Here is a 24669-nt window from a genome sequence, read left to right as displayed (position 1 = left end):
CACAACTATCCTTTGGTATCCTGCTGGCAAATCAAACGGTTATATACTAACATCGAAAGTACAGCTAAGTGTGATACGAGTTTTCAATTTTATTTGCAAAATGTTGACGTTTATTTGCAGAAAAGAAGAGAAAAGCGCGTTTTTGATGTTGTGCTATTAATTAGGTAAATTTGTTATACAAAGATTAAGAGAATGGCAATAGTACAGAAATCTCATACAGAACTTAATCCACTACAGGTTAGTTTATTACGGTTGTTCAATCGTCCAATGTCTGAAAAAGAGACGCTGGAGTTGAAGAAGCTATTGACTGATTACTATGCTGATAAATTAGAGGTAGAAGTAAACAGAGTGGTGTCAGAAAAAGGCTATACTCAAGAAGATTTTGACAAAATGCTCAATGCGGATAGCTAATGCGGGCAGTTATCGATACCAATTGTCTTCTCGCTTCCATTCCTCGCCAAAGTCCCCATTATTGGCTGTACGAGGCATTTAGAGACCTCAAATTTGAATGGCTTATTAGCAACGAAGTGCTTACGGAATACAATGAATTACTTTCCTCATTTTATTCCTCTCAAACCGCAGAGATTGTGTTGAGCCTATTGAGCGTTGCACAGAATGTAATTTATACCGAAGCCTATTTCAAGTGGAATCTCATAACAAAAGATCCTGACGATAATAAATTTGTAGATTTAGCAATAGCGGGAAATGCAGATTATATTGTCACGAATGATAAACATTTTGATGTTTTAAAGGAGCTCGACTTTCCTGAGCTTAACGTTGTGTCTCTCAGTCAATTTCGGGAAATAATTTTAGGAAGTTAGACATCTTAACCTAAACTAAGAGTTGGTAGGCAAAATCGAAAAAATCCTTTAATCCCGGTTCAGACGAAAAATCAGCGAAATCAACGTAATCATCTAAATCAACGGTTGGCGCTCACTGCACATAAGCCAGCTTCACATCCTTATAAGCAGGTTTCTGAAGCTGTTTTTTTAATCCCTTAAAACTTTCAGTAGGTCCTTGTGCGGCAAACATATTGATAAGCCAGGCAGGTACCGAGCCACCGGGATCAAGGTGAAGGGTGTAAACGATGCTCACATGGGCACTATCAACAGGGGTAATTACCCATCTGCCGGTTGAATTTTCAACCCTCACAATGCCATCCTTTGCGGGTATCATATTTGATATAACGGGTGCATCGATGGTAACAACCTTGGTTTTTGGATCTTGCGTAACTTTTAAATGTGCTACAAAATCACGGTTATGTACCGGCCATGGTATGTTTACTTCCGAGTAATAATATATATCTGAAGGGGATACCTCTTTAATAATGGTTGCAGATTTGGTGTGATAAACCCATTCTGAACAGGTTTTTATATCCATCAAAACAGCTACTAATTGTGCGGCAGTAGCATTAAAGGTGCATTCTACTTTGATGGCTTTGATCTTTGAATCGGCGATGTGGCGGGTATAAACCCTGATGCCTTCCTTGTCTGTGCTTAATGACCACGGCTCTTCAGTGCCTGCCATGGCAAATTTGGTAACAAATAATAAAAGTAAGATAGATAGTATCCTGTGCATGGTTAATCAGTGATTGTAAATAAGGTGGGGCAAATTTATATACAAAAACAGGCCGGGGTTGCCCCGGCCTGTCAGTAAATGGTCATTTGATATGCGTGGATATTAAAATATGAAAATGCTATGGCATTTACCCTTACATTATTTTATCTCGAATACATAACTGCCTGCGGTTATTTTGTAAGAATTATTGAAAGCAAGTGGCTTACCACCAAGATAAACTTTACCTGCCGGGAACGTGATGCTTGCACTTGAATTGGCCGGTACGGTAACTTTATAAGTTACGCCATTGCCGGTACGCTGCCATGAGGAAACGATATTGCCGTAAGGACCTTTATGTGTAGCGGTAAACTCATTTAAGCCCGGTACAAAATGTGGCTGAAGTAATACATTTTTAAAACCAGGATGCTCGGGATCCGGGTGGATACCGGCTATGCCCTTATATAGCCATGCGCCAATTTCGCCAAACATGATATGGTTAAGTGAAATGTCGGATTTGGCATCTATCTGCCAGTTTTCGTAAAGGGTTGTAGCGCCGTTCACCATCCACCAGCCCCATGAAGGGAAGGTTTCCTGCGAAGCTATTTTGTAAGCTACGTCCGGGTGACCGTTATCACTTAAAGCACTTAAAATAGCTTTGGCACCCAATATCCCCACATCTAAATGAAAATTATCGGCGGCAACACGTTGAGCAAGATTATCCGCTACCTTACTTTTTAGGTTTTCGGGAACTACACCCCAATAAAGAGGTACGCTTAACTCGGTTTGCAGGCCTTTGCCGTAAATGCCGGTAGTCGTGTCTAAATATTTTGCGTTGATGGCATTTTTAATCTTATTGGCCAGTGCGGTATATTTTACATAATCGGCCTGTTTGCCTAATATTTTAGCTGCTTTGGCCAATATGCTGGCATCGGTATAATAATAAACCGATGAGGTAAGCTCAACCGGCGAAACAGATTTTACAGGCACCCAGTCGCCCAGGCCCCAGGTGGTAAGGCCGGTTGGGTAAAGCTCATCAATATGGTTTACATATTTTTCAATCGCATTATAACTGTCGGCCAGGAGTTTGCTATCGCCATAAAACAAATAAATGTTATACGGGATAATGGCGATGGTACTTGTCCAGTCAGGACCGTTACCCCATTCGTAGCCCCAGCCACCGGTTGGGATAATAGATGGCAGTACGCCGTTAGGCTGCTGCTCATCGCGATGATCGGCAAGCCATTTTTCGTACACGGTAATACCATCAAAGTTGTATAAACCGGTTTCGCTGGCAATGTGGGCGTCGCCTGTCCAGCCGTTCTTTTCGCGCTGCGGGCAATCGGTAGGGTAGCCGAACAGGTTGCTCAGGTAGCTGTTATTGGTAGCAGTCCAGATTTGGTTAATGGTTTGGTTTGACGCTTTAACCGTACCAATGGGTTCAACATCGCTGTGCATGAAAAACGCCTTGATGTTTTCCTTGCCTATCTGGATAGGTTTGCTGCTGCTTACCTCAATATATTGAAACCCTTTGTAGTTAAAGCGCGGAGAAAATGTTTCTTCACCCTTGCCGCCTAAAATGAAAATATCGGTTTGGAAAGGATCTTTATCATCAGTAGGGCGGTAATGCAAATCGATGTTGGATTGATCAACATGACCATTCTTGTTCAACCTTTCGGCATGCTTAAGGCGGATCACCGTACCCGAATCACCTTTAACCGTGATTTGGCTTACGCCCGAAATATTCCGGCCCATATCAAATACCCAAACATCACTATCAAGTTTAGTAACGCTTTTGGTGCTGATGGTGTCAACCGCGCGGATAGGCTGCATAGCCTGCGATACGATGTTCATGGATGGGGCCGAGCGGTTAATTGCCGGCTTCCATTTACTGTCGTCAAAGTTGGCAGTATTCCAGCCTGCCTGTTCAAGGCGGCCGTCATAATGTTCGGCAGTGTAAATGCTGTTGAAAACAATTGGGCTAAGCGATGTTTTCCAGTCTGTACCTGATTTTACGGTTTCAACCGTACCATCAGTATAAGTAATGCGCAAATCCATACAAAATGCCGGGCGACCGCGCCACGGTGCCTGATGAAAGAACCAAACAGCTGTGCTCTGGTGGTTATACCATCCGTTACCCAATAATACGCCAACAGCATTTTTGCCGCTTTGCAATTGTGCAGTAACATCATATGAAACGTAAAGCGTACGCCTGTCAAACCGGGTATACATTGGGTCGAGCCGGTGGTTACCTGTTTTTTTTCCGTTGAGATATAGCTCGTATAAACCAGCCACAGCAATATAGGCCCTTGCCGAGCGGATTTGTTTCGCTATCTTAAATGTATTCCGAAAGTAGGGGGCAGGGTTTACTGCTATCCCTTTGTTGTCGCTGATCCATGAGCCTTTCCAGTTTTGCATCCCCATCATTCCGGTTTCGAAACTGTTTATGGCCGACGGAGCAAGCTTTTTACCCGCCTGGTCCCAAAGCTGAACCTTCCAGTAGTATTTAGTAAAAGGTTTTAGTTGCTGGCCATTATAAATAGCGAGGTTATTTGATGAAGCTATTTTTGCGGTAGACCAGGCATTGCCTTTACCTGCCGAAACCGTGGTTGAATCGGTGCCTACATAAAGCTGATAGGCGCTCTGTGCGGCTCCTTGTGCTTTATCATTCATGAGCCAGGTTAGGCGGGGGTGTATGTTATCGATACCTATAGGATTTAAGAGGTATTCGGATTTAAGACCTGAAGCACCCGGCGTTTGGGCTTGCGTTACAGAAAAAGAGCAGCATAATAAGGCAATGCTAAGCAATGGCTTACATAAATGATGTTTCATGTGGTTAAGATAGCGGTTTATACAATATTGGCCAAAGGCTGTAATATGTTGTCACAATCAACAATGTTAATTGGATGCTTTGGGATTTGCATCCTGTACTGTCTTATTTTGTCTGAACCATGATTTATGGGAGTTAATGATTATCAGGATAACAGAAGGCCGCCACTCGGCAGAAGCGAATTGCCGTTAACTTAAAGTAAAAAACTCCTCAAAAGCGTGGGAATGTGCGATTCCCCTCTTGAGAGGGGTGGAGGGGTGTGTTAATCTACGTGCGGCTTATCGCTTGTATAACACACCCCTGCTACAACACGTTCCCACGCGCCCCCTCTCGAGAGGGGATTTTAAAAGGTTTGCGCCAAATTACTCCCTTAAGTTAACTGATATGGGCTGGAGCCGAGCGGTGGCGGTTAGCTTTTACACAGTTATACTCACTTTTACAAGTAGCTTTTATACATTTGCACCATGAGCAAGCTATGGCAAAAAACTACCAACGTTAACGAACTGGTTGAAAACTTTACTGTTGGCCGCGACCGCGAATTTGATGAGCAAATGGCGGCGTTTGACGTTTTAGGATCGTTGGCCCACACCCGAATGCTGCAGAGCGTAGGGCTGATGGACAGCACCGATCTGGAGCTTGTTCAGCGTGAATTGAAAAATATTTATGCCGATATCGCTAAGGGCGGTTTTAAAATAGATGATCATGTAGAAGACGTGCACTCGCAGGTTGAACTGCTGCTTACCCAGCGCATCGGTGATGCCGGTAAAAAGATCCATAGTGGCCGCTCGCGTAATGACCAGGTTTTGGTTGATCTCAAACTTTTCTTCCGTCATCAGTTACAGGAAGTTGTTGAAAGCACCGAAACCTTATTTCGCCAGTTGATTGAACTGAGTGAAAAACATAAAGATGTGTTATTGCCAGGTTATACCCACCTGCAAGTGGCTATGCCATCATCGTTTGGCCTTTGGTTTGGTGCTTATGCCGAAAGTTTGGCCGATGATCTGGAACTGGTTTTAGCTGCTTATCGCATCACTAATAAAAACCCGTTGGGTTCTGCGGCTGGTTACGGTTCATCGTTCCCACTTAACCGTACTTTAACTACGCAACTTTTAGGCTTCGATAGCCTTAATTATAATGTTGTTTACGCGCAAATGGGCCGCGGCAAAACTGAGCGTGTCATTGCACAGGCAATCTCGTCAATTGCCGCTACATTGGCTAAAATGGCTATGGATCAGGCCCTGTACTTAAGCCAGAACTTCGCTTTTGTGAGTTATCCGGATGCGCTTACCACTGGCAGCAGCATTATGCCGCATAAAAAGAACCCCGATGTTTGGGAAATTATGCGCGGCAAATGCAACCGCCTGCAAGCACTGCCCACTGATGTAGCCATGATGACCACTAACCTGCCATCAGGCTATCACCGCGAACTTCAGTTATTGAAAGAGCTGTTGTTCCCGGCCTTTGCCGATCTGAAACACTGCCTGCAAATGGCAACCTTTATGCTGCAAAACATCACCGTAAAAACCGATATTTTGGATGATGCCAAATACGCTTACCTGTTTAGTGTTGAAGAAGTGAACCGTTTAACACTAAGTGGCACACCATTCCGCGATGCTTACAAACAGGTTGGTTTAGCTATTGAAGCAGGTAACTTTAATCCCGATAAAACAGTGAACCACACCCACGAGGGCAGCATCGGTAATTTGGGTAATGAGCAAATTGCAGCCTCGTTCGATAAGCTGATCAGTAATTTTGATTTCGGAAAGGTAGAAGAAGCTGTAAAAGGCTTGGTTGAATAAATGATCGTCATTTACAAAAACGTCATTGTTAGGACGGATGGGAAATCAGTAAAAAATCATTGAAGCCCTTAAAGTAAAATCAGCGAAATCAACGTAATCAAAACAAATCAGCGGTCATGAACGGACAAAACAGAAGCGATATATACCCAGGCCTTGAGGTTGACATCATATTAAAAAAAGATCAGCGCACCGGTGCGCTTACCCGTGGTTTTGTAAAACGTTTGCTCACCAGCGCGGCTTACCACTCGCGTGGTATCAAAGTGCAGTTAGATGATGGACAGGTAGGCCGTGTGGCCTGGATTGTGGAGGAAGAAGATTAAGTTTAGTATCTTCATTTATTCTACACTAATCATCAGCATATTTACAGTGTAGCCTAAAATGATATGCCTCAAAAAGCCAAAACAAATACAAAAGTCCTTTTCAGTCTTGATGCCCATCACCGTCTCCTGATTTCGTTGGGAGTTGCCGCGGGAGCCCTGTTTTTTTCCTGGGGACATTTTTCAGTACCGACAATAGCGCTCGTAACCTGGATTGCATTTGGTTTATGCATCATCCTTATGGATTGGATCATCATTCTTACAGCACATCCGGCCGAGATCAGGAGGATAGCAAGTATTGAGGATTCGAGCCGTACCCTGATATTTTTATTTGTAATAGTGGCCTCAATGGCCAGTTTGCTTGCAATAATATTTTTGTTGATATCTACCAAGAACCAGTCTGACGCGGTTGTGACAGCCCGGGTTTTACTGGCTATGGGATCGGTAATTGTTTCCTGGTGGCTGGTTCATACTATTTTTTCCCTTCGTTATGCACATATGTACTACGCTACCGATCCTGACGATGATAAAAAAATAAAGCCTTTAGGAGGGCTCGACTTTCCCGGTGATTTAAAGGAACCCGATTACCTGGACTTTGTTTATTTTTCATTCGTTATCGGAATGACGTTCCAGGTATCCGATGTCGAAATTTCTGCAAGATCCATCCGTAGGCTGGCCTGGTTGCACGGGTTAATTTCATTTGCGTTTAATACAGCTATTGTGGCGTTGAGTATCAACATTATATCGGGTATGATATCAAAGTAAGAAAAAGAGAGGCTGAAAGCGGGAAATAGAAGGATTTGTAATAGTGTTTTCTGATGTATGTATGGTACTCACTAATTTACCTCCAATATCCGCCGGATTTTAAAAATTGGCTGTAAGACTGATGTATGCTACCTATTCTATCCGCCAATAATTTCCGCTAACAATGATCATATTCAACATCTTGATGGAATTATCGTAATAATCATAATCCTTTAGTTTAAAGGCCACAAGATAATCCCAGATTTTATTAAGCCATTGCTGGTTATTTTGGTCAACCATGGCCGATACCGTGAATGGTGCTATGAAACTCAACGCCTCGAAGTAGCGGCCCTTAATGTCATTCCCCGCAAGTGTATACCCGGCCGAAATGTTATCAGGGTTATCATCGGTAGTTTGTCTTATCCATCTGTTTATCGGGCGCACAAAATCTTTTGCGCGTTTATCGCCATATAATAAATAATCGGTGGCAACACGCCACGGAACACGGCATGCATTGTAGTTGTAATAGCCATCGTAAACTGATTCCATGTAATTGGGTTGGGCAGGCCGGGCTTTCGTATTTATTCCCCTTATAAAATCCGGTACCAAACCTGCATCCGGGCTGTAAGTTTTTTGCAGGTAATTAAAAAGCCTATAGTTATTATCAACGGTTTTTTGCCATTTGCCGGTTTTGGTGATGTTTTCAAAAGCCTTGAAGTTAGCAGGCATAAAATCAGAGGAGCGCATGTCATAATAGTCTTTGCTATCTCCTTCGCTGCCATCGCTTAGTAAAACAGAAAACATTTTAGGATTAATTTCATAGCGCATAATAGCAGCCATGATATTTTTAGCCTCCTGCAGGTAATTGACAGCTCCTTTGCTGCCCCATTGTTTATTGGCCAGGAGCAGGGAATATGCTATATCTATATCGCCGTCGGTAGCTGTACTTCTGTCAAGATTTTTGCAGTTTTTTACTTGTGCCCATGCCATTAAATAAGGAGATGTTTTGGCAGGATGAGCTTTATAATAAAGATATAAGCCATCGTAAATAGTTTTGGCTTGTTTATCATATCCGGCCATGAGTGCGGTAATGATCATACCATAACCCTGTCCTTCGGATACACATTCTTTACCGGGCTTTTCAAACCAAACGTAAAACTGGCCTTTACCGCATCCGGGTTTTATATAACGGTGTTTCCACTGATCGTAAAAAGCAGTCACCTGTTTATCCAATTGCTGCTGGTTAAGGTGATTGGGCTTAATAGTACCGGCAGTATACCGGCTATGTTGCGGAAACGGCCTTAATGCAACCTGTGCATGAAGGCCGTTCACGATAAATATTAATAATAGCAACAGGCTATATCGCACGGAGTTCGGGATATGCGGCAGCTTCTTCAGCATCATTGCACAATAGCTCGGTTTTGCAGAAATGGTTTTTCAGGCAGCTTAAAAAGTTTTGAATTACCGGTGTATCCTTACATGTAGCGGCGTACCAGGTGCGTTTTGCGATGCTGTGATGTAGTGGTTTTGTAACAATGTGCTTACCCGGGAGGTATGGCTTCACTATCCAGTCGGCCATAACGCTAATTCCGAGGCCTGCATTTACCATCTCAATAGTGGCGTCAGTATAGTGGATTCGGTTAAGTGTTTTGGGCTTTACATGCTGCTCCTGAATGAGCGTTTCGATGACCGGAGTTTCCTGGTATGAGGGGTCATAAAGTGCCAGTATCAGCTCCTGATCCTGGAAGTCGCAGATGTCAATAATGGCCTTCTTTGCCAGTGGATGATCGGCCGGTAAAATGGCTACTAACTGGTCTTCAAAAATGGGCTCATAAACAATTTGGGTGTTCACCATTTGGGTGCGCACAATGCCCAGGTCAAGGTCGCCTCGCATGAGGTATTCGAGCGGTCGGCGACTGGCATCTGAAACTATATTTATGTTAATATCAGGCCATTGGCTCTTAAAATCTTTAATTACGCCGGGCAGCCAGTGGTATGCTGTATAGCATTGCATGCTGATATTTAGCTGGCCGGTTTTGCCATTTTTATAGTTGTTAATATCTTCTTGAAGAGTACGTATTTCGGCCAATATTTTTTCCGAACTTCGTAGAAAACGATAGCCCACTTCGGTAAGCTGAAGCTTCTTTCCCTGGCGATGGAATACCTCTATATCGAGTTCCTTTTCCAGCTCTTTTAACTGATGGCTAAGGGCCGATTGAGTTAGGTGTAAAGCGCTCGCTGCTTTGGTCAGCGAACCCTCTTTTGAAATGGTATCTACTAACCTGAAATGATGTAATGCGATATTCATTATTAGTTTTGCTAATGATTTGCACAAAAATAATTCATTTTTTTCATGAATCATATAAATATACATTTGCTGTGTATAAAATACACCTCATGTTAAACACAAATGCAAAAAAATTACTCCTGTTTTTTTTGAGTGTTTCATATGTCTTACACGTACAAGCTCAGCAAAAAGTCCTTTCTATTAAGGATGCTGAACAAATGGCCCTTGCTAACTATGCTTCCATTAAGTCGAAGGCAAACCAGCTTAACGCCTCTAAGGCATACCTCAAAGAGACAAAAACGGAGTATCTGCCGGATGTAAATTTCTCCGCGCAACAGGACTACGGAACAGTGAACGGCCAAAACGGACCATCGTATGGTTACCGGGGGCTTTCTGTAGCTTCATCCGGGCCGGTATTGGCCAAGCAAAACTGGAATGCTGCTTTCGGAGCGCTCTATTTAACCAACGTAAGCTGGGATTTTTTCGCTTTTGGCAAATCAAAGCAAAGGATCGGCGTACAGAAAACCATCGTATCACGCGATGAAACTGATCTTGCACAGGAGCAATTTCAGCACCAGGTACGTGTAGCAGCTACTTATTTAAACTTGCTGGCAGCACAACAGCTTGCCAAGGCGCAGCAGGATAATCTTAATCGCGCCATGGATTTGCAAAAAGTAGTTGTAGCCCGCGTAAAGAACGGCTTAAATCCTGGAGTAGATTCATCACTGGCCAACGCCGAAGTATCTAACGCTAAAATAGCGCTTACCAATTCTCAGCAAACTGTACAGGATCAAAGCAATCAGCTTTCTATTTACTTAGGGATCCCTGCGCAGGAGTTTCAGCTGGATAGTGCTTTCATTACCAAACAACCCAACAACCTGGAGGCTTTAAGTGCTGTTGCCGCTACAGATCACCCAACTTTGAAATTTTACCAAAACAGGGTAAACGTGAGCGATCAGCAAGCTAAATACCTCCGCACTTTTGCTTTACCAACCTTTAGCCTTTTTGGTGTTTACCAGGGCAGGGGATCGGGCTTTAAGTCGGATTATGGTGTTGACCAATCAAGTTATACCGGCAGCTACGGTGCAGGTGTTGACCCAACACGCTATAACTACCTGTTTGGTGTTGGCATGGTTTGGAATTTCACCAGCGTTTTCAGGACCCATTACCAGGTACAGTCACAAAAGTTCACATCCGAACAATTAAAAAATGACTACGAACTGGTTGATAAACAACTGGAAGCACAACGCGCATTAGCCGAAACCCGCATTGGCAACGCACTTAAAAATGTTAACGAAGTACCGGTTGAAGTTTCGGCCGCGAACAACGCTTACATTCAAAAATATACACTGTATAAAAACGGACTATCAAACATAGTTGATTTTACACAGGCACTTTATACCCTTAACCGGGCCGAGGTTGACAAATATATAGCCCTGAACAACGTATGGCAGGCATTGCTGTTTAAATCGGCAGCAACCGGCGATTTCGGGATCTTTATTAATAATTTTTAACAGTTACACACATATACAATGGGAATGATAAAAGGGGCGCTGCAAAAACCAATTACCATATTGGTTATAGTAGCCGGGCTGTTCTTCTTCGGTATAAATGCGGTACGGACTATCAAGATCGATATATTTCCCGATCTAAACCTGCCGGTTATATATGTATCGCACCCATACGGCGGTTTCACCCCAAACCAAATGGAGGCTTACTTTGGTAAGCAATATGTTAACCTTTTGCTTTTCGTATCGGGCGTAAAAAGTATCGAAACGAAAAATATACAAGGCTTAACGTTAATAAAAGTTACTTTTTACGAGGGCACTAATATGGCCCAGGCCGCGGCGGAGGTCACGAGCTATACCAACCGGGCCCAGGCCGCGTTCCCGCAGGGATCGCAGCCGCCCTTTATTTTGCGCTTTGATGCCTCAACGCTGCCGGTTGGTCAGCTGGTGTTGAGCAGCGCCACCCGAAGTAATAACGAATTGCTTGATTATGCTTTGGTTTACGTACGTTCGTCATTTACCTCCATTCCGGGCCTTGTTGCTCCGGCACCTTTTGGTGGTAACCAGCGTACCATATTGATCAAGGTTGACCCCAACCTGTTACGCTCACACAACTTAACGCCCGATCAGATCGTGGCTGCCCTGCGCGAGAATAACCAGAATACCCCGGCAGGTAACGTACGCATAGGCGATTATAACTACCTTGCCCCTTCAAATACCACGATAAAGAAGATTTCGGACTTTGGAGATATTCCGCTGTATAAAAATGGGATCCAAACCGTATTTATGAAGGATGTGGCTACCATTGAAGATGGTGCCGATATTACCGCAGGTTACGCGCTTATTAACGGTAAACGTTCGGTATACCTGCCAATCACCAAATCGGCCACGGCATCCACCTGGGATGTGGTTCAAAACCTGAAAAAGGCTTTGCCTAAATTCCAGGCTTTACTGCCCGATGATGTGAAGTTGTCGTTTGTGTTTGACCAATCCATATATGTGATCAACGCAGTAAAAAGTTTGGCGGAGGAAGGCGCGATAGGTGCGGTACTCACCGGCTTAATGGTATTGCTGTTTTTAGGGGATAAACGTGGGGCACTCATCGTGATCCTCACCATTCCAACCTGTATCATATCAGCCATATTCTTCCTGTCGCTGGCACATCAAACTATCAATATCATGACGCTGAGCGGGCTTTCGCTGGCGATAGGTATTTTGGTGGATGAATCGACGGTGACGATCGAAAATATTCACCAGCATTTTGATATGGGTAAACCGAAAGCTTTGGCTATCTGGGATGCTTGTAAGGAGATCGCGTTTCCTAAATTGCTGATCCTGTTTTGTATCTTGGCGGTGTTTGCTCCTGCCTTTACCATGACTGGTATTCCGGGTGCATTGTTTTTGCCATTGGCATTGGCTATTGGTTTCTCAATGATCGTGTCTTATTTGCTTGCTCAAACCTTCGTGCCTATCATGGCCAACTGGATCATGGTAAACAAACACGAAGATCACAGCCATAAAGATGGTTTTGCATTAGAGGATGAAGGTGAGCCATGGGAACAAAAAGAACGGGCCATGAAGGCTGCCCTTGAGCATAAAGGCGGTGAGGTTACCCGTTTTGATAAATTCAGGGATAGCTTTATGCGCCTGATGGACCGCATGCTGCCTAATCGTAAAATACTGGTGACAGTTTATGTGGTTGCGGCATTTGGCCTTGCCTTCCTGCTGTTCAATATCATTGGCCGCGACGTATTGCCTAAGGTAAACTCTGGTACTTTCCAGGTACGTTTGCGTGCTGCTGATGGTACCCGCCTGGAGCGCACCGAACTAATTGCCGTTAAGGCGCAAAATATACTTGGTGATATTGTAGGTAAAAACCACATAGCTATTACTTCAACATTTGTTGGCTCGCATCCTTCATCATTTTCAACCAACCCTATTTACCTGTTTATGGCCGGTCCGCAGGAGTCTGTAATGCAGGTTAGCTTAACAGAAGATTATAAGGTTAACCTTGATGAATTGAAGGAAAAGTTCAGGCACGAGATGGCTAAGCAGCTACCAGATGTTAAACTATCATTTGAGCCTATTGAATTGACCGACAAGATTCTGAGCCAGGGATCGCCAACGCCAATTGAGGTGGCTATTACCGGTAAAAATAAACAGCAGAATGTTGAATATGCCTTTAAGGTTATCAATAAACTTAAAAGCATAAATTATCTGCGTGATGTGCAGATAGGCCAGTCATTCAACTATCCAACCATTGATATCAATATTGACAGGCAACGGGCGGCGCAGCTTGGGGTAGGTTTAAATGATATTTCACGATCATTGGTAGCATCAACCTCATCATCAAGGTTTACCGAAAAAAATAACTGGATTGATGAAAAATCAAACTTGAGCTACCTTGTGCAGGTACAGGTACCTGAATACCAGATGGCAAGTTTAAATGATGTTAAGGAAATCCCTGTGTTGGCAAACCAGGCCCGCCCGGTATTAGGTGATGTGGCTGACGTTAAAACCGGTACTACCTTTGGCGAAGATGATAACGTAGGCGCTGTGCCAACCTTATCGGTAACGGCAAACATCAATAAAAAGGATTTAGGTACAGCAACTAATGATGTACAAAAAGCCATTGATGAACTGGGTAAGCCGCCGCGCGGTTTAACAGTTGAAATGCATGGTATGAGCCAAACCCTTACCGAGACATTGAACAGTTTACAATCAGGCTTATTGGTAGCGGTGTTGGTGATATTCCTGATGCTGGCGGCAAACTTCCAGTCGTTCAAGATGTCGATGGTGGTATTATCAACTGTACCGGCTGTATTGTTTGGTTCGCTGTTGTTGGTGAAGATCACCGGTGCTACGCTTAACCTGCAATCATACATGGGTATGATCATGTCGGTAGGTGTATCTATCTCAAACGCTGTGTTGCTGATAACCAATGCCGAAGAGCTGCGCAAGCACAATGGCGATGCACTGAAATCGGCCCGCGAAGCTGTAGCATTACGTCTGCGCCCTATATTGATGACCAGTTTGGCCATGATCGTAGGTATGATCCCGATGGCATCAGGCTTAGGTGAAGGCGGTGATCAAACATCACCGCTCGGTCGCGCCGTAATCGGCGGCCTTATTGCCTCAACCTTTGCCGCGCTGCTGATATTACCATTGGTTTTTGCGTGGGTACAAGGTAATGCCACCACCCAATCTGTTTCATTAGACCCAGAAGATAAAGAAAGTAAATTTTATGTCCCTTTGCACCACCATGAATAAGCTAAAAAATAAATCAATACTGCTGTTTGCCGTTTTAGCAGTGGCAATTGGCTCCATGAGCGCCTGCCACTCAGATGATAAAGAAAAAAAGGAGCAGCAGGAAGAGGAACAACAGCAGGAAGCTGTTGAAAGTCCAACGGTACAATTAGTACCGGTAACAAAAGGCAGGTTAAGCAGCAATATCACTATTCCGGGTGAATTGATCCCTTACCAGCAGGTTGACCTGTATGCCAAAACCAACAGCTACGTTAAAAAGCTATTGGTTGATATAGGTTCTGAAGTACACCAGGGCCAGCTTCTGGCTGTACTTGAAGCACCGGAAATTAACTCGCAATTGGCTGCAGCACAATCGCGCATTAAGCAGTTTGAGGCAGTTTACTTTGCCAGCAAAGCCACTTATGACAGGCTGGTAAGTACCAGTAAAACTCCTGGTACTGTTTCGCAAAATGACCTGGAGCAGGCCGAAGCTAAAAAGAACGCCGACCAGGCAAATATCGACGCTGCAAAATCCGGATTAAAAGAGGTATCGGCTAATTTGGCTTACCTGGAAATCCGTGCTCCTTTTGATGGGGTGATCACCAGTCGTAATGTAAACCTGGGTGCTTATGTTGGTCCGGGAGGTAAAAGCACCGATCCGTTGTTTACCGTACAAGATCAGGGACGCTTACGTTTAGTGGTATCAGTACCTGAAATTTATACAGGTGCACTAAGCAACAAAAGCGAGGTTAATTTCACTGTAAGGGCTTTGCCAAGTGAAAAATTTACTGCACAGGTAAAACGTATAGCCGGCGCGCTCGATGAAAAATTACGTGCAGAACGCCTGGAGATGGACGTTTACAATAAAGACAAGAAGCTGATCCCGCACATGTTTGCCGAAGTAAATGTACCGTTGCCTGCTGGCGACAGTACTTACGTGGTACCTAAAACGGCAGTAGCAACTTCAACCGAAAAGGTTTTTGTTATAAAAGTTGTGGATCACAAAGCGGTTTGGGTTGATGTGAAAAAAGGCCTCACTAACGGCGATAGCATCGAGATCTTCGGCGCTGACTTGAAGCAAGATGATAAACTGGTAAAGGTAGCTTCAGATGAGATCAGGAACGGATCGACTTTGAAATATTAATAATTTGAATTTGGTTGATTTGAAGAGTTGAAAATTTCTTCTTCAAAATTAAAACAACCTGAATAGTGTGAAGGGGAAGGTGCTTGAAAGCTTAATCAGTTTTCAGGCACCTTTTTTTATTGCAGGTTATGCAGCTTGTGGTTGGTGTTATCACCGTACCACTTCCATCTTTGTGCTACTGCAACTATACTTATAACTAACATTAGTGATTTGGAAGTTAAATCATATGGTGCGGTGATAACACCACAGGTGTTCGGAAGATGAAATTATCTCTACTTTTTAAATAAAAAAATATGTCATTGCGAGCGTAGCGCGGCAATCTCGTAGCCAATGCATATCCGCCCTGTATAGTTACGGGATTGCCACGTCGCCCCAAGTGCTTTTGCCCTCGCCGCTCCTCGCAATGACATAGCTTTTTTAACCAGCATTCCCAACCGATCTGAATCTTCCGAACACCTGTGGTGATAACACCGACCATAGGCTGAAATTTGAATTTTGGTTGATTTGAATCAACCTTAAGGATAGTGCGAAGGGATAAAAAAAGGGGAGAGCTAAAAGCTTTCCCCATTTTTTTATCGAAAATTTAATCGATGTTGATGGATTTTTATTTGGGTGCTAAAGCACTCCATCTGCAGTAAGTCTGGTTAAAATAGCTTTACGGGCTTTATTGATCAATTCGTCGAAATCACCATAGGTGCCCATTGTAGTAACTATTTCGCTTTTCCAAAAAAACTTTTTGGTTTTGCTGTCTATCAAACCCAGTTCAAATGTGCTTTGATCGCCATATACAGTTTGTTTGATCAGGAATACGGCGTCGGGAGCATAGTCGCTTACTTTTTTCTCCAAGTTTTCGGCGCTTTCCAAATCAAGGTCATCATATAACTGCGAAATGGAACTTACTCCCTTACTCTCAAAATCAGTTTTTAAACCATTGGCCAATCCCTGACCAAAAGGCCGCATATCTTTTTTACATTTTATTTCGATGTATATTTTTTTAGGCTTTTGAGTGTAGTTGGGATCTTTGTTTGAGTTAATATTTACAGTGGCACATGACTGTAAAAGCATTATGATAGCTATAAAAGATAGTAATTGTTTCATTAGTATTGATTGTGAAGAAGGCTGATTTTATCGTTAGTTTCTATAATTTGATCTTCCTGCATTTTGCCTATTATCGTTTTTATGGCGCTGTTTACTGTAGCTAAATCCCTCATTGGTCCGGTTACATTTAAATTAGCTTTCCATACCGTTTTTTTGTTTTCGCGGCTTATTAAACTGAGCTCAAAAGTGGCACCTCCAGCACCTCCGTTTATTATATCTATCTGCGTCATTTTAATAGTTAATAACCCGTCAGGGTCATACGCGTTGAGGTCATGGTTCAGCTCTTCATCTGATTTTAGCGAAAGTGGATCACGCACAAATCCATCATAAGCAATATTTCTGGTTTTAAAATTTTTTACCAAACCGTTGTAGAGGTCCTGGGGGAAGGTTTTTGCATCTTTTGAGCTGCTCACGATCAGGTATAACTTTTTGGGCTTGATATTGTAAGCGGAATCTTTGTTGCTTGCTATTTTTGAAGATACACATGCCTGCATAATCGAAACAAATGCAGCAAGCGCAATTAGGCATACTTTTTTCGTCATAAACTAATAAGGGATAAGTTGCGCGAAAATAGAAATTAATATCAACTTGATGGCCTAAATACCTATAAATAGGTATTCTTGCGGCGTTTAATAACATCCAATAGCTCGATTTGCTATGTTACAGAAGTTATCGGTTACTGCAGTTTCTTAATAATCCCCGTCCCCACGGCATCTGTACTTTCAGCTGCATTTGATAATACAACAACCGCAAGTTTCTTATCGGCATTAAAAGCTAAGAAACTGCTGCTACCATAAGTGCCTCCGTTGTGGAAAATGTATTCCACACCATCAACCAAAATGATATGCCAGCCAAGGGCTATTTTAGCATCCTTGCTGTAAGTTATTTGATGAGTGAGTTCAAAGGCTTTTGATAGCTTGTCGGCGCCACCTGTCATGTTGGCCTTTACATATATCAGCAGATCATTTACTGTTGAATGGAGGGCCCCGCAGGCGGCAAGAGCGTCAAAATCCCAGGCAACTGTTGGGTCGCCATATTGGCTGTACACTTTAGTAAAGTGGGGGAGTTGTAAAGCGCTTAAATGCTGCACTGTATTTTTCATTGCTAAAGGATTGCAAATTACCTCCTGTACCATCTGTTCAAAAGTTTTGCCGCTTACTTGTGATAATATCGTTCCTAATAAGCCCACTCCTAAATTGGAATAAGCATACTGCTCGCCTGGTTTACTGTTGAGCTTACAGGTTTTGAGATAACTGTACAAAAGCCTTTTGTTATAGCTTTTGTAAGGATTAGCCGCACTGGTCGAATCAAACTGAAGGTTTTCGGGGATTCTTGCCAAGCCTGATGTATGGTTGCTTAGTGTTTGAAGGGTTACAGCATTTAATGCCGCATTGGTTTTCACCGAATCGGGCAGGTATTTGGTAATAGGATCGGTAAGTTTTACTTTCCCTTCGTTGGCGTAATAAGCCAGCAGGGTAGCCGTAAATGTTTTAGTGATGGAGCCGATTTCATATATCGTAGCTGCAGTTGGTAATTGTTTGTTGCCCCGGGCCGTTTCTCCATAATTATAAATGCTGATCTGCCCGTCTTTAAATACGCCTATACTTAGGCCTACGGTGTTTGCCTTTTGAATATAAGGACGTGCGATCTCATCAACCTGTTTATCTATAGCGGTAAGCATTTTATTCGAGGTTGGCATTTGAGTGGTCTTATCGGCGGTAATATCCTTGTATGGCTGAAACAGAAAGAGCTCTATCTTATTGTCGGTATCAAGGCTCATGAGCAATTGCAGCGTTACCGATGGGAATACCAGCTTATAAGTGCTTACCTTGTTGTTCACAAAGCTGATCACCGTTGAACCTTTAATTTCATTTAAGGGGAATAATTGCTGTTGGCTAAGGCTGCGGAACTGACCTTCGCTTACGGCATGCCTAAAATTTACCCCGGTTAAAGCGTAAATAGAATCGGCCTGCTTGGCGTTGAAGAATTTTTTCACCAGCACAAATACCGAATCGGTTTTAAATTGCTGATGACTTTGGGCGAAGGTTATATATGGGATAAATAAGAATAGGATAAAACAGAGCCTTAGTTTCATGAAATCTGATTTCGTGTTTAATGAATCTCGTTAATCTTTAGTCACAAGCCCTTAAAATTGAAGGAAAAAGGTAATGGACTTATGACTAAATACTATCGATTTATATGTCCTGGTAATCTTTGGCAAAATAGTTATCAGCCAATGGATCGGTTAAACGCACAAAGCGTTTTTCATTTCGTTTCCATTTCATACGGAATATAATAACGGCAATAGCGGCTCCTATCATATAATTATAACCAATAAAAGCAAACATATCACCGGGCTCCGCCAGTAGGCTGTGCATATCTTTACCTTTAAAAATTAACCAGGCTACGCTTGTAATGAGTGATATAGCTAATCCGAAAATGAACCCACCGTCAATAATGCAGTAATTCCACATACCACGTTTGCGCGAATGCTCCCACTTTTTTACAAAGCTGATATTATCGATATCTTCTTCGGTGAGCCCACGGGCTTTAAGTTTCTCTGCCTGGGTAATTTTGTATTGATAGCGGTAATAGCCCTGTACAAACGAGAATGGGAAAAATAAAAGAAAGATGATATTGTTGTGGTCGTACAAGTATAGCCCAACAATAACTGCAAGATAGAGTAGTTCTCCTTTATAAGTATGTTTCAGATATGTTTTGAAATTGAACTTCATACCTGAAACATGCTATTTATATGGTTGGTGTTTGTCCGGCCAGCAGATAAAGCACAGCCATACGTACGGCTACACCGTTTTCTACCTGATCGAGAATGATTGATTGTTTGCTGTCGGCAACATCACTGGTGATCTCCACACCGCGGTTGATAGGGCCGGGGTGCATTACAGTGATCTCTTTATCTAACGAATCCAGGATAGTTTTGTTAAGACCGAAAAGCATAGTGTATTCCCTTAACGATGGGAAATATTTGATATCCTGGCGCTCCAGCTGAATGCGGAGCATGTTGGCCACATCGCACCAGTTAAGGGCTTTAATGAGGTTATGTTCAACTTTCACCCCTAATGAGCCGATGTATTTTGGGATCAATGTAGTTGGCCCGCAAACCATCACTTCGGCTCCCAATTGTTTAAGGCAAAGGATATTTGAAAGTGCCACGCGCGAGTGCAGGATATCGCCCACAATCACCACCTTTTTGCCGGCTACATCGCCATATTTTTCGCGGATAGAAAAGGCATCAAGCAATGCCTGGGTTGGATGCTCGTGCGCACCATCGCCTGCGTTCACGATCTGTGCTTTTACGTGTTTTGACAGGAAGATGCCCGCTCCTGCATAAGGGTGGCGCATAACTACCATGTCAACCTTCATGGCCAGGATGTTGTTCACCGTATCAATCAGTGTTTCGCCTTTACTTACCGATGATGATGAGGCCGCGAAGTTGATCACATCAGCCGAAAGCCTTTTTTCGGCCAGCTCGAATGATAAACGGGTACGGGTTGAATTTTCAAAGAAAATATTGGCAATGGTAACATCCCGCAGCGACGGCACTTTTTTAATAGGCCGGTTTAAAACAGATTTAAAAGTATCGGCAGTTTCAAATATCAGCTCAATATCTGCCCGGTTTAAATCTTTTATACCCAATAAGTGTCGTGTGCTCAGTCCTGCCATGTTATTTTGATTTCGGATTTCGGATGTTCGATTTCGGATTTTTTATTTTTTTCCGTCATTGCGAGGTACGAAGCAATCCCCGATTAGCAGAGGCACCATGCATGATTACCCTGTATAGTTTGGGATTGCTTCGTACCTCGCAATGACGCGTTGTATATATATTATTATTATATTATTCCTGTGCCTCTGAAACAAGAACTATCTTGTCCTCCCCATCGGTATCTTTCCAGCTTACCACTACTTTTTGCGATGCAATGGAATCAACCTCGATACCCACATAATCAGCCGATACCGGGATATGACGGGAATAGCGACGGTCAACCAAAGCCAGGAGCTCCACCTTTTCAGGCCTGCCGAACGCCTGCAGGGCATCCATAGCGGCGCGAATAGTGCGGCCTGTCCACAGTACATCATCCATCATGATCACTTTTTTGCCTTCAATAATAAAATCTATTTTGGTTTGATTTGGCAGCAGTTGTGATTCGCGGCGGCGGAAATCATCGCGATAGAAGGTTATATCAAGATCGCCTTGCAGTATGTTTTTATCAGGAAGGATTTTTCTTAATTCTTCGGCAACGCGTTTGGCTAAATAAATGCCACGAGGCTGAATACCAATTAATACTGTATTTGAAAAATCGTTATGATTTTCAATTAACTGGCGACATAAACGTTGTATAGTGATTTGAAACTTTTGTCCGTCGAGCAGCGTTAGATTTTGCATCGTATGGGTGGATTTGGGCAAAAGTAATAATTTGTTTTCAGTTTTGGAGGATGAGTTTTGAAAGTGGGGTTTAGTCGCAACTCTTTTTTAACAGGCGCTCTTCGCGGCGTCATTGCGAGGAACGAAACAATCTCCTACGTACAGAGTTGTTTTTATGGCCGCCCTATAAAGTTTGCGATTGCTTCGTACCCTAAAGCAATGACGGGTAGGAGTCGGGAATGAGGATTATTCTGATAGCTTCTTCAAAGTTGCCATCGCCCTTTCTGCATCCTTTTTAGCTACAAAAATATGGTCATGGTAATAGGCGGCCACCACATTGCAGCTAATATTTTCTTTAGCCAGCGAGGTTGCGAATGCAGCGGTAAGCCCGGTTGCTTCTAATGATGAATGGATAGTTAATGTGATCCAGGCGGCAACGTAACTATATTCAAGGTTTAACTTATCGGCGGTTTCTTTTTTGAGGATAAGGGTTATAGCCTCCTGTTCTTTGAAAAACGCTATGATGTCATCGGCATTGATGTTAGGTAATGATGATGTTGTGCAATAAACATAATCATCTTCATTAAGCGCGGGTGTTATGTTTTTAAGCAGCGTATTAAGGTTGGTTTCTCCGGTGGGCATATTCAAATATATAAAAACTAACTCGCGCTCGTTTAAAACGAGTGCGTAACCTGGGTTTGCGTTTGTAACGCAAAGGCGATACAATCGCCAAACCATATTAAGCTCTCGTTACAAACGAGCGCAAGTATAACATATAACTCAAATCAAAAAAGTTTAATCCAACAAAAAAGCCCCTCCGGTTTCCGGAGGGGCTTGTATAAAGTGTTAAGCTAAATTATGCTTCTTCTTCAGAGCTGTTAGCAGCAGGTGCAGCCTTGCGGGCTTTGTTTTCAGCACCTTCCATTTGCTCTTTTAATTGAGCTAATACGCTAAGATCGCCTAAAGTTGATTTTTCAACAGAATCTTTCACTTTTTTCACCGCGTTAGTAGCAGCTTTTGCTTCTTTTTTGCGGTTTTCAAATTCCTGTACGCGGGCATCAGCGCGGGCTTCTTCCCAGATACGTGAGTGTGAAATAACGATACGTTTGTTTTCTTTGTTAAATTCAATGATTTTGAATTCAGCAGCTTCTTCAGCTTTCAGGCTCTTGCCGTCTTCTTTAACCAGGTGTTTGGTTGGCGCAAAGCCTTCAACACCGTAAGGTAAAGCTACAATAGCACCTTTGTCGGTTACTTTGATAACAGTACCTTCATGGATCGAATCGATAGTGAAGATAGTTTCAAAAGTATCCCAAGGGTTTTCTTCAAGCTGTTTGTGGCCTAAGCTCAATTTGCGGTTTTCAACATCAAGTTCAAGTACAACTACGTTTAATTTTTCACCAACTTTAGTGAATTCGTTAGGGTGGTTAACTTTTTTAGACCAAGAAAGGTCAGAGATGTGGATCAAGCCGTCGATGCCGTCTTCCAGTTCAACAAACACACCAAAGTTGGTCATGTTTTTAACTGTAGCTACGTGCTGAGTACCAACTGCGTACCTTTCAGCAGCGTTTTGCCATGGATCAGGAGTTAATTGTTTAACACCTAATGACATTTTACGCTCTTCGCGGTCTAAAGTCAATACTTGAGCTTCGATCTCGTCACCAACTTTCAGGAATTCCTGAGGGTTGCGCAGGTTTTGTGACCATGACATTTCTGATACGTGGATCAAACCTTCAACACCAGGGATGATTTCAAGGAATGCGCCGTAATCAGCAACGGTAACGATTTTACCTTTAACTTTTGAACCAACCTGAATTTCTTCAGAAAGGCTTTGCCAAGGGTGAGGGGTTAATTGTTTCAAGCCCAGAGCGATACGTTTTTTCTCGTCATCAAAGTCAAGAACAACAACGTTGATCTTTTGATCCAATGCCAAAATTTCACGTGGGTGCTCAATACGGCCCCATGAAATATCTGTAATGTGCAGTAAGCCGTCAACACCACCAAGGTCAATGAATACACCAAAGTCGGTAATGTTTTTAACGGTACCTTCCAATACCTGACCTTTTTCAAGGCGTGCAACAATTTCTGTTTTTTGATTTTCCAGATCGTCTTCGATAAGCACTTTGTGCGATACCACAACGTTCTTGAATTCGTGGTTGATTTTAACAACTTTGAATTCCATAGTTTTACCTACGTACACATCGTAATCCCTGATAGGTTTGATATCGATCTGTGAGCCAGGTAAGAAGGCTTCAACGCCCATAATGTCAACAATTAAACCACCTTTAGTACGGCTCTTAACAAAACCGGTGATGATTTCATCATTATCAAGGGCTGAATTAATGCGCTCCCATGATTTTTGAGTTTTTGCGCGTTTGCGTGAAAGCACTAACTGACCGTTAGCATCTTCCTGCGACTCAACAAAAACGTCAACTTTGTCACCGATCTTAAGATCTGGTGTGTCACGGAATTCTGATACTGATACTAAACCGTCTGATTTGAAACCTACGTTAAGCACAACATCTTTGTTGTTAACGTTAACAACAGTACCGGTGATGATTTCGCCTTTGGTGATAGAGCTGAAAGTTCCATCATACAATTTCTCAAATTTCTCACGGTCGTCATCGCTGTAGTTACCAAATTTTTTGTCGTCAGCATCCCAGTCGAAATCTTCGCTCGGTGTAGCCGCAATTTTTGATTTGATCTCTTCGATAGAGATTGAATCAGCTTCTGATTCAATAGTTTCTTTTTCGCCAGACGCATTAACTGTACCCAGTTCAGCTTCTTTCGCTTTTAATTCTTTTTCTGCTTCTTGTTTTTTTGCCATTAAATAATTTTTCTCCTTTTCCCAATTTGTTAATTGGGACTGCAAAGGTACGGATATATTTTATTGAAAAAAGAAATTTTTTAATGTTAATTGCTTATATTCAGGCCATTTTGCATTAAAAAAGGCGGTTTTTTGCTGCAGGTTATCTGATAGGAGTGTAAAACAGCACTTTAAGGAGGTATTTGGTGCCCGAAAAATGTTTTAAACGCTTGTTAATTTCTGCTCAATCTCTTTAAAAATCAACATAAAATCATTCAGCATCTCATCCCGGTAGGCGCTTAATATTTCATCCATCAATGCTTCCTGCTCTGGTGTAAAGGGATTATTCCAAATCCGCATGCAGATCCTTTTAAGCGCATAAGCTATTTGATGCGTTTCCGCATAGGTATGCAGGTACTGGCTTTTTTTAAATCCTTCGTAAAACTTAAAGAAAACATCAGTGTCTTTAAGTCCGGCAAAAGTTAAAAACTCCTTTATTTTATCTTCCCGACAACCACTCAGGTGATCATAAAATTCATTAACACTTATTTTACCTGTTGTGAGCAGCAGGTTATCGATAATAAGCTCCAACGCTATATGGCCTAAAAAGAATGGCTTAACCGGAGAGCCTGCAAGGGCAGGGGCAAGCAGCTTTTTTAATTCATGCGAGCGGGTGGTGAAAAAGTCGGACGAGTGAAAATAACGGTCGACATCGAGGTGTTTGTTCCATCCGGCTACGATAGAATTAACTTCGTTATCAGCATGATGGAGTTTTTCAGGGTGAAGGATGATGGTTTTATCGGCATTTTTCAACAGGTCGGGCAGTACCGTTCCCAGCACGTGGTAACAGTTGGTAGTATGCCTGTCGAAATAAAAATGCGATAGAAAATTCATAAGCCTTGTCTTGCAAAATACCCGGTTTTGCTCAAGATACAAAATATAAGTAATTATTTGA

The 24669-nt window shown here is 42.7% G+C and carries 21 protein-coding genes; 8 read left to right on the top strand and 13 right to left on the bottom strand.

The window, feature by feature from the left end; translation table 11 throughout:
• Positions 1-192: 192 nt before the first annotated feature.
• Positions 193-411 (top strand): hypothetical protein, encoded by a 219-nt coding sequence (locus MTO98_RS25245; RefSeq protein WP_243481753.1) that lies wholly within the window; start codon positions 193-195, stop codon positions 409-411.
• Positions 411-821 (top strand): putative toxin-antitoxin system toxin component, PIN family, encoded by a 411-nt coding sequence (locus tag MTO98_RS25240; RefSeq protein WP_243481752.1) that lies wholly within the window; start codon positions 411-413, stop codon positions 819-821. Before MTO98_RS25245 ends, MTO98_RS25240 begins: the two co-directional genes overlap by 1 nt.
• 112 nt (positions 822-933) lie before the next feature.
• Here MTO98_RS25240 and MTO98_RS25235 read toward each other — a convergent pair whose 3' ends face one another.
• A complete protein-coding gene (locus MTO98_RS25235) occupies positions 934-1578 on the bottom strand; it encodes an START domain-containing protein (RefSeq protein WP_243481751.1) in 645 nt (214 codons plus the stop codon).
• A 138-nt stretch (positions 1579-1716) separates the two neighbouring features.
• Complete coding sequence (locus MTO98_RS25230; protein ID WP_243481750.1) at positions 1717-4386, bottom strand: alpha-L-rhamnosidase; 2670 nt, start codon at positions 4384-4386, stop codon at positions 1717-1719.
• A gap of 462 nt (positions 4387-4848) precedes the next feature.
• On the opposite strand from MTO98_RS25230, the gene argH reads away from it, so the two are divergent.
• The 3 genes from argH to MTO98_RS25215 all read left to right on the top strand — a co-directional run bounded on the left by argH (position 4849) and on the right by MTO98_RS25215 (position 7265).
• Positions 4849-6183 carry an argininosuccinate lyase gene (gene argH / locus MTO98_RS25225; RefSeq protein ID WP_243481749.1) on the top strand — a complete coding sequence of 445 codons (1335 nt, stop codon included), beginning with the start codon at positions 4849-4851 and terminating at the stop codon, positions 6181-6183.
• Between the two features lie 116 nt (positions 6184-6299).
• Positions 6300-6503, top strand: a complete 204-nt coding sequence (locus MTO98_RS25220) for a YwbE family protein (protein WP_243481748.1) — start codon at positions 6300-6302, stop codon at positions 6501-6503.
• Positions 6504-6566: 63 nt separating this feature from the next.
• Positions 6567-7265 (top strand): DUF1345 domain-containing protein, encoded by a 699-nt coding sequence (locus MTO98_RS25215; RefSeq protein WP_243481747.1) that lies wholly within the window; start codon positions 6567-6569, stop codon positions 7263-7265.
• Between the two features lie 132 nt (positions 7266-7397).
• Here MTO98_RS25215 and MTO98_RS25210 read toward each other — a convergent pair whose 3' ends face one another.
• Positions 7398-8648, bottom strand: a complete 1251-nt coding sequence (locus MTO98_RS25210; protein ID WP_243481746.1) for a glycosyl hydrolase family 8 — start codon at positions 8646-8648, stop codon at positions 7398-7400.
• A complete protein-coding gene (locus MTO98_RS25205; RefSeq protein WP_243481745.1) occupies positions 8602-9552 on the bottom strand; it encodes a LysR family transcriptional regulator in 951 nt (316 codons plus the stop codon). The genes MTO98_RS25210 and MTO98_RS25205 overlap by 47 nt, the downstream gene beginning before the upstream one ends.
• A gap of 89 nt (positions 9553-9641) precedes the next feature.
• Between MTO98_RS25205 and MTO98_RS25200 the strand changes: the two genes are divergently transcribed.
• Genes MTO98_RS25200 through MTO98_RS25190 form a run of 3 tightly spaced genes read left to right on the top strand, consistent with a single transcriptional unit; the run spans position 9642 to position 15429 of the window.
• Positions 9642-11045, top strand: coding sequence for a TolC family protein (locus MTO98_RS25200; RefSeq protein ID WP_243481744.1), 1404 nt, complete (start codon positions 9642-9644; stop codon positions 11043-11045).
• A gap of 18 nt (positions 11046-11063) precedes the next feature.
• Positions 11064-14309, top strand: a complete 3246-nt coding sequence (locus MTO98_RS25195) for an efflux RND transporter permease subunit (protein ID WP_243481743.1) — start codon at positions 11064-11066, stop codon at positions 14307-14309.
• Positions 14302-15429, top strand: a complete 1128-nt coding sequence (locus MTO98_RS25190) for an efflux RND transporter periplasmic adaptor subunit (RefSeq protein WP_243481742.1) — start codon at positions 14302-14304, stop codon at positions 15427-15429. Before MTO98_RS25195 ends, MTO98_RS25190 begins: the two co-directional genes overlap by 8 nt.
• A gap of 615 nt (positions 15430-16044) precedes the next feature.
• Here the strand turns inward: MTO98_RS25190 and MTO98_RS25185 are convergent.
• The 9 genes from MTO98_RS25185 to MTO98_RS25145 all read right to left on the bottom strand — a co-directional run bounded on the left by MTO98_RS25185 (position 16045) and on the right by MTO98_RS25145 (position 24608).
• Positions 16045-16527, bottom strand: coding sequence for a hypothetical protein (locus MTO98_RS25185; RefSeq protein ID WP_243481741.1), 483 nt, complete (start codon positions 16525-16527; stop codon positions 16045-16047).
• Positions 16527-17069 (bottom strand): hypothetical protein, encoded by a 543-nt coding sequence (locus MTO98_RS25180; RefSeq protein WP_243481740.1) that lies wholly within the window; start codon positions 17067-17069, stop codon positions 16527-16529. The genes MTO98_RS25185 and MTO98_RS25180 overlap by 1 nt, the downstream gene beginning before the upstream one ends.
• Positions 17070-17203: 134 nt before the next feature.
• Entirely contained in the window at positions 17204-18622 is a 1419-nt protein-coding gene (locus tag MTO98_RS25175; protein ID WP_243481739.1) for a serine hydrolase, read from the bottom strand.
• 100 nt (positions 18623-18722) lie between these two features.
• A complete protein-coding gene (locus MTO98_RS25170; RefSeq protein ID WP_243481738.1) occupies positions 18723-19262 on the bottom strand; it encodes a hypothetical protein in 540 nt (179 codons plus the stop codon).
• 16 nt (positions 19263-19278) lie between these two features.
• Positions 19279-20211: an aspartate carbamoyltransferase catalytic subunit gene (locus tag MTO98_RS25165; RefSeq protein ID WP_091163068.1), complete on the bottom strand. Its 933-nt coding sequence runs from the start codon at positions 20209-20211 to the stop codon at positions 19279-19281.
• A 172-nt stretch (positions 20212-20383) separates the two neighbouring features.
• Positions 20384-20932 carry a bifunctional pyr operon transcriptional regulator/uracil phosphoribosyltransferase PyrR gene (gene pyrR / locus MTO98_RS25160; RefSeq protein ID WP_243481737.1) on the bottom strand — a complete coding sequence of 183 codons (549 nt, stop codon included), beginning with the start codon at positions 20930-20932 and terminating at the stop codon, positions 20384-20386.
• A gap of 225 nt (positions 20933-21157) precedes the next feature.
• Positions 21158-21553: an ACT domain-containing protein gene (locus tag MTO98_RS25155; protein WP_243481736.1), complete on the bottom strand. Its 396-nt coding sequence runs from the start codon at positions 21551-21553 to the stop codon at positions 21158-21160.
• A gap of 214 nt (positions 21554-21767) precedes the next feature.
• Positions 21768-23735 carry a 30S ribosomal protein S1 gene (gene rpsA / locus MTO98_RS25150; RefSeq protein ID WP_129569382.1) on the bottom strand — a complete coding sequence of 656 codons (1968 nt, stop codon included), beginning with the start codon at positions 23733-23735 and terminating at the stop codon, positions 21768-21770.
• A 201-nt stretch (positions 23736-23936) separates the two neighbouring features.
• On the bottom strand, positions 23937-24608 hold the full coding sequence (locus tag MTO98_RS25145; RefSeq protein ID WP_243481735.1) for a hypothetical protein: 672 nt from the start codon (positions 24606-24608) through the stop codon (positions 23937-23939).
• Positions 24609-24669 lie beyond the last annotated feature (61 nt).

This window comes from Mucilaginibacter sp. SMC90, from assembly GCF_022811725.1.
Lineage (GTDB): Bacteria > Bacteroidota > Bacteroidia > Sphingobacteriales > Sphingobacteriaceae > Mucilaginibacter.
Note: the sequence above shows the minus strand (reverse complement) of the source record. Positions and strands in the feature narration are given on the sequence as shown.